This is a genomic window from Pseudarthrobacter oxydans (assembly GCF_030812335.1).
Classification (GTDB): domain Bacteria; phylum Actinomycetota; class Actinomycetes; order Actinomycetales; family Micrococcaceae; genus Arthrobacter; species Arthrobacter oxydans_B.
The window spans coordinates 484,457-494,656 of record NZ_JAUSSN010000002.1 but is presented as its reverse complement, the minus strand read 5'-3'; the positions used below and the strand labels follow the sequence as shown (position 1 = coordinate 494,656).

General features: G+C 69.3%; 5 protein-coding genes. 2 read left to right on the top strand and 3 right to left on the bottom strand.

From position 1 onward, the window contains the following. Positions 1-501 precede the first annotated feature (501 nt). On the top strand, positions 502-2,646 hold the full coding sequence (locus tag J2W14_RS05285) for an RCC1 domain-containing protein (RefSeq protein ID WP_307459355.1): 2,145 nt from the start codon (positions 502-504) through the stop codon (positions 2,644-2,646). Positions 2,647-2,761: 115 nt separating this feature from the next. Continuing rightward, the gene (locus J2W14_RS05280) at positions 2,762-3,610 is read left to right on the top strand and encodes an SDR family NAD(P)-dependent oxidoreductase (RefSeq protein ID WP_307459351.1); all 849 of its coding nucleotides are present in this window, start codon (positions 2,762-2,764) and stop codon (positions 3,608-3,610) included. Positions 3,611-3,650: 40 nt separating this feature from the next. Here J2W14_RS05280 and J2W14_RS05275 read toward each other — a convergent pair whose 3' ends face one another. The 3 genes from J2W14_RS05275 to J2W14_RS05265 form a co-directional block, all read right to left on the bottom strand. Beyond that, the gene (locus tag J2W14_RS05275) at positions 3,651-5,477 is read right to left on the bottom strand and encodes a sensor domain-containing protein (protein WP_307459349.1); all 1,827 of its coding nucleotides are present in this window, start codon (positions 5,475-5,477) and stop codon (positions 3,651-3,653) included. A 144-nt stretch (positions 5,478-5,621) separates the two neighbouring features. Then, entirely contained in the window at positions 5,622-7,724 is a 2,103-nt protein-coding gene (locus tag J2W14_RS05270; RefSeq protein ID WP_307459346.1) for a putative bifunctional diguanylate cyclase/phosphodiesterase, read from the bottom strand. Between the two features lie 134 nt (positions 7,725-7,858). Beyond that, on the bottom strand, positions 7,859-10,132 hold the full coding sequence (locus tag J2W14_RS05265) for a sensor domain-containing protein (protein ID WP_307459447.1): 2,274 nt from the start codon (positions 10,130-10,132) through the stop codon (positions 7,859-7,861). Positions 10,133-10,200 lie beyond the last annotated feature (68 nt).

Sequence of the window (10,200 nt, the reverse complement as noted above, 5' to 3'; positions counted from 1 at the left end):
GCACCCGGGAGGGTGTGGGAGAGTAGGTCACCGCCGGAACATCATTAAACGGTCGAGAGCCCCAACCACACGGTTGGGGCTCTCCCGCATTTAACCCCAAAACGGAAGATGGCTGCTCAAATGCTATAGTCCGTCTCAGGCTCATCATGGAGCCATCATTTCTGGCCTGTGGGGGGACCTGTGCGAACACCGCACTCAAATGCTTGGGTTCAAAAGCTGACAGTTTTTCTGGTTTGTACATTTGCCTTCGTTTTAGTCACTCCGGTGGAGCCGGCACACGCCAGGGTTCCCTCTGCAGTCTTAGGCTCCGCGATAGCACTAGCGGGCGGAAGCACCACCCCCGGCGACCCTGGCTCGTATCGTTCCATCGCTCCCCGGCGCAGCCTTGATACACGGTCCGGCGCCGGGACGCCGGTCGGTGCCGATTCCTCGGTCTCCTTCTCGGTGGGCGAATTCAAAGGCACATCCACCGGTATCGCGGCGGTTGTGTTCAACCTGACCGTGACAGAAACGGAGTCCTTCGGGTTCGTGACCGCCTACGCCAGCGGAGAGGACACGCCGTCGGCCTCGAACCTGAACTATGCTCGCGACCAGACGGTGGCGAACCTCGTGACAGCGCCGGTCGGACCCGACGGGAAGGTCACCCTCTTCAACCGCTCGGCGGGCCCGGCGCACCTCATCGCCGACGTTGCCGGGTTCTACCTGGAAGGCGAGGCCGCCCTGCCCGGGGCTTTCCGGCCGATGGCGCCGACGCGCTTCCTTGACACGCGCAAGCACACCGCCGTGGATGCGGACGCGGTGGTGTCCTTCCAGGCAGCCGGTGTGCACGGCGTACCGTCGAGCGCTGCGGCTGTGGTCTTCAACCTGACCGCCACGGAGACGCAGTCCGCCGGGTTCGTGACCGCATATCCGGGCGCAACGACGCGGCCGACGTCGTCGAACCTGAACTATTCGAAGGACCAGACCGTCCCGAACCTTGTCACCGTGCCGGTCGGTGCCGACGGGAAAGTGAGCCTGTTCAACCGCTCCTCCGGTACCGTGCAGCTCGTGGCCGACGTCGCGGGCTACTTCCTGCCCGGACAGCCCGCGGCTCCGGGGCTATTTCAAGCGCTGGCACCGACACGGGTGCTGGACACGCGCGAGAGTTCCCCCGCAGGCGCCGATTCCCCGGTGTCCTTCCAGGTCGCGGGCGTCAACGGCGTTCCCGTGGGGGCTGCGTCGGTGGTGTTCAACCTGACCGTGACAGAGACGGAATCCTTCGGATTTGTCTCCGCCTATGCCAGCGGCACGGACCGGAGCGCTGCCTCGAACGTGAACTACACCAAAGGGCAGACCGTTCCGAACCTGGTCACCGTTCCCGTCGGTGCGGACGGGAAGGTGACACTCTTCAACCGTTCCGCTGGGAAGACGCAGCTGATTGCCGATGTCGCCGGCTACCACCTGCCGGGCGCCGCAACCGACGGGGCGGCCTACACGTGGGGATCCGACTACCTCGGTGAGGCGGGCACCGGCTACGGCGCGGGCAGCGACACCCCGGAGCAGGTGCTGGGCATCGACGCCACCGCCGTCAAGGCCGCCTACTATTCCCGGTATGCGCTGCTGCGGAACGGAACCGTGAAGGCCTGGGGCGGGAACGCCGCCGGCCAGCTGGGCAACGGCACGACCTCTGACGCCGTTAACCCCGTTACCGTCAGGGGGCTGGCCAACGTGGCCGGGATCGATGCCGGATACCAGACGGCCTATGCCGTGCTGAACGACGGTACGGTCCGGGCCTGGGGCGCCAATGCCCACGGCCAGCTGGGCAACGGCAGCACGGCGGATTCCCCGATCCCGGTCCAGGTCAAGGGCCTGTCCGGAGTGAAGTCCGTGGTTGCCGGCGACACGAGCGCGTACGCGCTGCTGACGGACGGCACGGTCTACGCCTGGGGCGACAACACCAGCGGCCAACTGGGCGACGGCACAACGGCTGGTTCCGCTGTGCCCGTCAAGGTGAAGGGCCTGGCCGGAATCGCGGCCGTGACCCCGGCCGGATCCACCACGTACGCCCGCAGCACCGACGGGAAGGTCTGGTCCTGGGGATCCAACAGCGGAATGGCCCTGGGCACAGGCGACACCAGCTACACCGCGGTGGCACCGGTGCCCGCTCAGATTCCGGGATTGACGGGAGCGACGTCGGTCGCCGCCGGTTTGCACAGTGGCTACGCTCTACTCGGCAACGGAACTGTGATGGCCTGGGGATACAACAGTTTCGGACAACTCGGCACCGGGAACACGGCGAGCTCCGCAGTCCCGGTCCGCGTGGCGGGAGTCTCCGGCGCCGTCTCCATCACCGCGGCTTACGGGGTGGCCTACGCCGTCCTCGGGGACGGACGCGCGCTGGGCTGGGGGTACAACCGCAGAGGCGAGCTGGGGAACGGGACCACCACCGATACGGTCATAGCGCGGCCGGTCCAGGGCCTTCAGGGTGCCAAGCAGCTGTCCGTGAACAGCGGCAACGGCTATGCCCTTGCCTCCGACGGCTCGGTTTACGCCTGGGGGAGGAACCAGAACGGACAACTAGGCAACGGGACCACCACCGACTCGACCGCTGCCCTCAAGGTCGCAGGCCTGACAGGGGTTCGTTCAATCCTCGCGGGCGGTTCGTGAGAGACCCGGTGCGCCAAGGGCCGCCCCCGCGGCGGTGCCGGCGCACGGCCGGGAACATAACCTGGCCGGGCCTCGTTCTACGAACGCCACCCGCTTCCGTTCAAAGGACTTCCCCATGACCGCACGGACCATTGTCATCACCGGAGCCAGCGACGGCATCGGGGCGTCCGCCGCCCGTACGCTGAGCCAACAGGGGCAACGGGTGGTCGTCGTCGGGCGTTCCGCGGAGAAGACCGGGCGCATCGCCCGGGAGATCGGCGCGGACCACTTCGTGTGCGACTTCGCGGAACTGGCACAGGTGCGCCAACTCGCCGCGCAGCTGAGGGAGAAGTACCCGCGGATCGACGTCCTGGCCAACAACGCCGGCGGGATCATGGGCCAGCGCGGGCTCACCGTGGACGGGCACGAGAAGACCTTCCAGATCAACCACCTGGCCCCGTTCCTGCTCACCACCGAGCTGATGGACGTGCTGACCGCCAGCGGCGCCGCCGTCATCAACACCTCCAGCGCCGCGAACTCGCTGTACGGCAAGCTGGACCTCGACGACCTCGGGACGGCCACCAAATACTCCGCCAACCTCGCCTACGGCAACGCCAAGCTGGCGAACATCCTCTTCACCGCGGAGCTGAACAACCGCTACCAGGCGGCAGGGATCTCGACGGCGGCCTTCCACCCCGGCGTCGTCGCCACCAACTTCGCCGCGGACACCACCAGCCCGTTCCGGTTCCTCTACCGGAGCTTCCTCAACCGGTTCATGCTGAGCCCCGAACAGGGCGCGGACACCCTCGTGTGGCTTGCCACGGCCACCCCGGGACAGGACTGGGTCTCCGGCGCGTATTACGCCAAGCGGGCGCTGGCGAAGGCCAACAAGCTGGCGTACGACCCGGAGCTGGCACGGGAGCTGTGGGAGCGCAGCGCGACGCTGGTGGGCGCGGACCTCGACGAGCTCGACCGCCGGCAGTAGGCGCCGGGCTGCACGGCAGGCGCAGGTAAGCCGCGCCGGGCTAACCCGCGGCGTCGACCTTGTCGATCGTTGTCAGCGCGCTCTCCACGGCCCCGGCCAGCCCGCCGGCCGGGGCCGGCCGGGCGAACAAATAGCCCTGCAGGGAGTCGCAGCCGCGATCCATCAGGTACTTCGCCTGCTCCGCTGTTTCGACGCCCTCGGCCGTGACCTGCAGGCCCAGGGCGTGCGCTGCGTCGATCATGGTGCCCAAAAGCGGCAGCAGTTCCTGGCCGGACCTGATCATCGCCACCAGGGAGCGGTCGATCTTGACCTCATCCAGCGGCAGCTCCGCGAGCCCGTCCGGGGACAGGTAGCCCGTACCGAAGTCGTCCATCGCGATTCGCACGCCGGCCGCCCTCAACGCGCTCAGCTGACGCAGCACCGCCGAGTCCGGCCCGAAGAACGCACTCTCGGTCAGTTCCAGCCTGAGTTGGCGCGGATCCACCCCGGCGGACGCCAGGATCGCGAGCACCTCCGTGGCAAAGTCCCGGTTCTGGAACTGCAGGCCGGAGACGTTCACCGAGACGCTGCATGCGGCATCGCCGGCCAGCCAGGGCCGGATCTCGGCGCAGGCCCGGCGCAGGACCTCGTCACCGATCTCGCGGATCAGGCCGCTCTGCTCGGCCACGGGCAGGAACTGGTTGGGCGGGACCAGCCGGCCGTGCCGTTCCCAGCGCGCAAACGCCTCGAACTGCACCACCGCACCGCGCCCCGGGGACACCACGGGCTGGTAGTGGACTGAGACCTCGCCCAGCTCCACCGCCTGCCGGAGCCCGGCCTGGCCGTCGGCCCCGATGGACATGTCCGCCGCGGCGGACACGTCGGCCCCGGTGTTCAGCATCTCCGGCCGGAACCGCAGCCAGGCGTTCCTGCCGCCGTCCCTCGCGGCCGACTTCGCCGCCGTCAGGGCAGTGTCGGCGCGCCGGAGCAGCTCCGCGCCGTCGAGCGTCGGGGACGACCGGGAGGCCAGGCCCATGCTCACGCCCGGCCGGACCAGCGACCCGCCGACACGCAGCGGCCCGGACAGTGACTCGGCGATCCGCGCGGCCACAGAGTCAGCGTTCTGGCATTCGGTCAGCAGCACCACGAACTCGTCGCCGCCGAGCCGGGCCACGGTGTCGTGCGGGCGGACGCAGTTGCGCAACAGGCTCGCGACCTCCACCAGCAGTTCGTCCGCGGCGGAGCGGCCCAGCAGGCCGGTGAGGTTCTTCAAGTCATCCAGGCTCAGCAGCAGCACATCCACCGGGTCCGGGCGGCGCAGCGCGGCGGCGAGCCGCTCGTTGAACAGGGTGCCGTTGGGCAGCGACGTCAGCGGATCACGCAGCACACCGGCCCGCACCTGGTCATCGCGGCCGGCAAAGGCGGCGGGAGCGGCCGTCGACGCAGCCAGCGTCCGACGGCGGTGCGCGGCGCCGCCCGCTGTCCCGCCGCCGTCGTCCGGGTGCTTCGGGTGCGGCTCCGTCCGGTGCCCGGCGCCGCGGACCGAAAGCGCGACGGACGGCGCGGCCGAGCCTGCCTCGGCGGCGGGCAGCAGGGAGCACGTGATTTCGACCGGGATTTCGGTGCCGTCAGCCCGGCGGCCGTGGCCGGCGATGGGCTCGCCGGCACGGGGCGCCGGTCTGGCCAGCCCGGCGAGGAGAGCGCGGAACTCCGCGCGGAAGGCCGCGGCCAGGAGCAGGCCGGCGTCGGTGCCCAGCAGCTGTGACCGAGAGTAGCCGAAGAGCTCCTCGGCGGCGGTGTTCAGGTAGGAGATCGACCCGTCCGGAGCGAGCAGCAGCAGCGGATCCGGGCCGTGTTCGAGCAGCAGGTCTGCGAGTCCAGCTTCCATGTGTTTTGCCTGCCCCCAAGCCGATGGATACGGATGGCAGCCGCTCCTGCGGAGAGCAAGGCGGGCTGCGCTCCCTGAAGCATATGCGCAGTTGCCGGTTGCGGGGCGCTGCGCATCATGCCGCGCCCAAGAATGCCGGGCAGGCTATCCCGGACGGGCCACCTCGGCCAGGGCCGCAACCGCCGCGGCCGTGTTGCGGATACCCAGTTCCCGGCGGTGTTCCGGCTCCGGGCGGGAGAAGAGGAAGCCCTGCAGGGCATCGCAGCCCTGCGCCATGAGGTAGCGGGCCTGTTCCGAGGTTTCGATGCCCTCGGCGGTGACCTTCAGGCCCAGGCTGCGGGCCATGTGGATCATCGAGGTCAGGATCGGCAGCTTCTCCGCCCCGGTGTGCAGCATGGAGACGAACGACTTGTCGATCTTGACGATGTCCACGGGGAGCTCCTGCAGACGGCCCAGCGAGGAGTAGCCGGTGCCGAAATCGTCCAGGGCTACCCGGATGCCGGCCCCGCGCAGGCTCTCGAGCTGGGCGATGACGTGGGTCCGGGGATCGAAGAACACACTCTCCGTCACCTCCAGCACCAGCTGGTGCGGGTCCACGTGGGCCCACGCCGCAATGTCCAGGACGCGTTCGGCGAAGTCCCGGTGCAGCAGCTGCACGCCGGAGACGTTCACCGCCAGGGACCGGGACGGGTCCTCCGCCAGCCAGGGCTGCAGTTCGGCGCAGCTGCGCCGGAGCACCTCCGCCCCGATGTCCCGGATCAGGCCGCTGCGTTCGGCGGTCCTGATGAACTCGTCCGGGGGCATCAGCTTCCCCTCGAACTGCCAGCGGGCCAGCGCCTCGAACTGCACGACCTCCAGCAGCTCGGTGGACACCACGGGCTGGTAGTGCACGATGATCTGCCCCAGCTCCACGGCCCGCCTTAGCCCGGCGGTCAGCTGGGTCCGTGCCAGCAGCTCGGTCAGCATCGCCGGCTGGAAATGCAGGTAGCAGTTCTTGCCGGCTTCCTTGGCGGCATACATGGCCAGGTCCGCCTGCCGGAGCAGCTCCGAGGACGTCATCGCCCCGGCGCCGCGCGAGGCGACGCCCAGGCTGAGGGCCGGCCGCATCAGCGTCCCCTCGATGGAGAACGGGGCGTTCAGGGTCGCCACGATCCGCTGCGCCACGGCGTCGGAATCGTTGCAGCCGATCAGCAGGACCACAAACTCGTCCCCGCCGAGGCGCGCCACGGTGCCGTGCGGCCCGACGCACTGCTGCAGCCGGCCGGCGATTTTCACCAGCATCTCATCCCCGGCGTGGTGGCCCAGGATGTCGTTCACTTCCTTGAAGTCATCCAGGTCCAGCAGCAGCACATGCACCGGATCGAGGGTTAGCAGCGCTGCCACGACGCGTTCGGTGAAGAGTGTCCGGTTGGCCAGCCCTGTCAGCGGGTCCTGGAACGCGAGTTCCTTGAGTTTGTCGGCCTGCTCGGCGAGTTCCGCCAGGGCGCGGCGGGCCTGGTCCTGGGCGCGCTGGGTGGAGGTGATGTCGCGGAAGTTCCAGATTCGGCCCACGATCTTCTCCGCGACCTTCTGCGGCCGGGAGTAGAGCTCCACGGTGCGGCCGTCCTTGAAGTCCAGCACGTCGTGGCTCTGTTTGACCCGGTCGGCGTAGAGCTCCGAGACCTTCTGCAGGAAGTAGTCCGGATCGCGCAGCTGCCGGGAGATGAAGGTGACCAGCGCCGTCGGGTCCTCCGCCGCGAGCATCTCCGGCGGCATGCCCCACAGCTTCAGGTACTGGTCGTTGATGCCGGTGACGAGTCCCTCGTTGGAGATGACCACAATGCCGTCGGCGGTGGATTCCAGCGTGGCATCGAGCAGCGAGACGGCCAGCCGGCGCCCGGAATCGGTGTCTTCCCGGTGGCTGCCGTCCCGGACGGAAACTGCCATGGCCGGGCCGTCGTCGAGCGTCACCAGCGAGCAGGTGATCTCCAGGGACAGTTCGCTGCCGTCCCGACGGCGGCCTGCCGCCGCGAACGGCCGGCTGCCGGACAGGCTGCCGCGGCCCAGCCGGCCCAGGACCCGCAGGAAGCCGCCGCGCTCGTCCTCGGAGAGCAGGACGGTGTGCCGGGCGCCGAGCAACTGCTCGCGCGGGTAGCCGAAGAGGCGCTCGGCGGCCGCGTTCACGAAGGCGATGGTCCCGTCCGCGGTCAGCAGCAAGACAGCATCGGGACCCTGCTCCAGCAGGGCTTCTTCAATCCCAGTTCCCACGGCGATACCGGCCCCCCGAAGCGACGGTTAATGTGCTGATGGCTGATCCGGCGGCGGCGCCGCGGACAATGCGTTCCTGAATCATAGGGGCCGCTGGTCCCTTGTCCAGTACCCGGCCGCGGAACGGGCCCGGGTCACCGGGGCTCGGAGACCCGTTCCCCCCGAAGGGCGGCGAACGCGTCGTTGGACCGGGCAATGGCGGGCTGCAGTCCCGGGCCGCCGGTGGGGCGGGAGAACAGGAAGCCCTGCAGCGAATCGCAGTCCAGCTTCATCAGGTATTCGGCTTGCGCTGACGTCTCGACGCCTTCGGCGGTCACGGTCAGGCCCAGGCCGTGCGCCATGGCGATCATGCAGGAAAGGATCGGCAGTTTTTCGTCCCCGGTGTGGATCATGGACGTGAAGGACTGGTCGATTTTCAGGGTGTCCACGGGGAGCCCCTGAAGCCGCCCCAGCGAGGAGAAGCCGGTGCCGAAATCATCCAGCGCCACCCGCACGCCGGCGTTCCGGAGCGCGGTGAGCTGCTGGATCACGTGGCAGTCGTCGTGGAAGAAGACACTTTCGGTGACTTCCACGACCAGCTGCCGCGGCTTCACGCCGGTGTTCCTGGCGACGGCCAGCAGCAGTTCGGCGAAGTCCCCGTGCTGCAGCTGCACCCCGGAGACGTTGACGGCGAGGGCCCGCACGGAGTCCTCCGCCAGCCAGGGTCCCAGCTCTGTGCAGCCCTTCAGCAGCACCTCCGTGCCGATCTCGACAATCAGGCCGCTGCGTTCCGCCGCCGGGATGAACTGCGCCGGGGGGACGATGCCGCCGTCGCGCTCCCAGCGGGCCAGCGCCTCCACCTTCACCACGACGCCGCTCCGGGCCGAGACGATGGGCTGGTAGTGCACGGCGATCTCGCCGGCGTCCACCGCCAGCCGCAGACCCGCCTCCAGCTCGGTGCGCTCCACGAGGGATTTCATCATCTTCGGGCGGAACCGCAGGTACCGGTTCTTCCCGGCAGCTTTCGCCGCGTACATCGCGATGTCGGCGCGGCGCAGCAGCTCGGAGGCGTCCACGGCGTCCTCCTTGATCGACGCCAGGCCCAGGCTCAGGCTCGGGCGCAGCATGGTCCCGTCGATCCAGAGGGGCGCCCGCAGGGACGCCACGATCCGGTCGGCCACCGCGTCGGGGTCCAGTGAACCGACCAGCAGCACCACAAATTCGTCACCACCCAGGCGTGCTACAACGTCGTTCGGGCGGATGCACTCCCGCAGGCGCCGGCCGACCTCGATCAGCAGCTGGTCCCCGGCGTGGTGGCCCAGGATGTCGTTGACTTCCTTGAAGTCGTCCAGGTCCAGGAGCAGGACGTCGACGGCGGTGCCGCACGGCCCGCGCAGGGCAGCCTCGAGGTGGTCGTTGAACAGCTGCCGGTTGGACAGCCCGGTCAGCGGGTCCTGGAACGCGAGGGCCTTGAGCAGGGCGGCCTGCTCGGCGAGATCGGCCATGGCCTGGGTGATCAGGTCCTGCGCGACCCGGGCCGGGGTCACGTCGCGGAAACTCCACACCCGGCCGACGACCCGGTCCGCGACCTTCTGCGGGCGGGAATAGCGTTCGAAGGTGCGGCCGTCCAGGAAGTCCAGGACGTCGTGGCTCTCGGAGTCCGGATCGGCGTAAAGCGCAGCGATCTTCTCGACGAACTGCTCGGGGTCCACCAGCTGGTCCATGACGAAGCCCATCACGGCGTCGTCGTCCTGGGTGGCCAGCAGCTCGCGCGGGACGCCCCACATGGAGACAAACTGGTTGTTGACGCTGGCGATCCGGCCGTCGCCGCCGACGACGAGAATGCCGTCGGCCGTGGATTCCAGCGTGGCGCTGAGCAGGGACAGGGCCTCGCGGAGCCCCGCGTCCGCGGCGCGCCGGTGCGACGTGTCGCGGACGGCGACGGCCATGCTCAGGGGCGCGCCGTCGGTGTCCTGGACGAGCAGCGAGCAGGCCACTTCGCCCTGGAACTCGGTGCCGTCGCGCCGCACCCCGTAGGCCTCGACCGGGGGGAGGGCGGAGGCGGCGGCCGTTGTGGGGGCGGTGCCTGGAGCGGTGCCGGCCGTTGTGGGGACGGTGCCGGCGGCGGCGTCCGGCGCGGTGGCGGGTCCGGGCCCGCTGACGGCGGTGCGGCCGGCGTCGGCGTCCTTGCGGAGGGCGAAGAAGAGCCGGTGGAAGCCGCTGCGGAACCCTTCGGCGAGAAGCATGCGGTGGTCCTGGCCCACGAGCTCACCGCGGGTATAGCCAAACATGCGCTCGGCGGCGGCGTTGACCAGGCGGATGGTGCCGTCCTCGGCGATCACCAGGAGGGCATCGGGGCTGGACTCCAGCACCGACTCGACGCCGGGCGGCGGGTGCGGGGAAGCCGTCACGGTGCCACCGCCGTACATATCTGAGACCACCGGTAGTTCATATAGAGTCCCTCCCCTCAGGAAATCATAGGGGCCACACGGCCGGG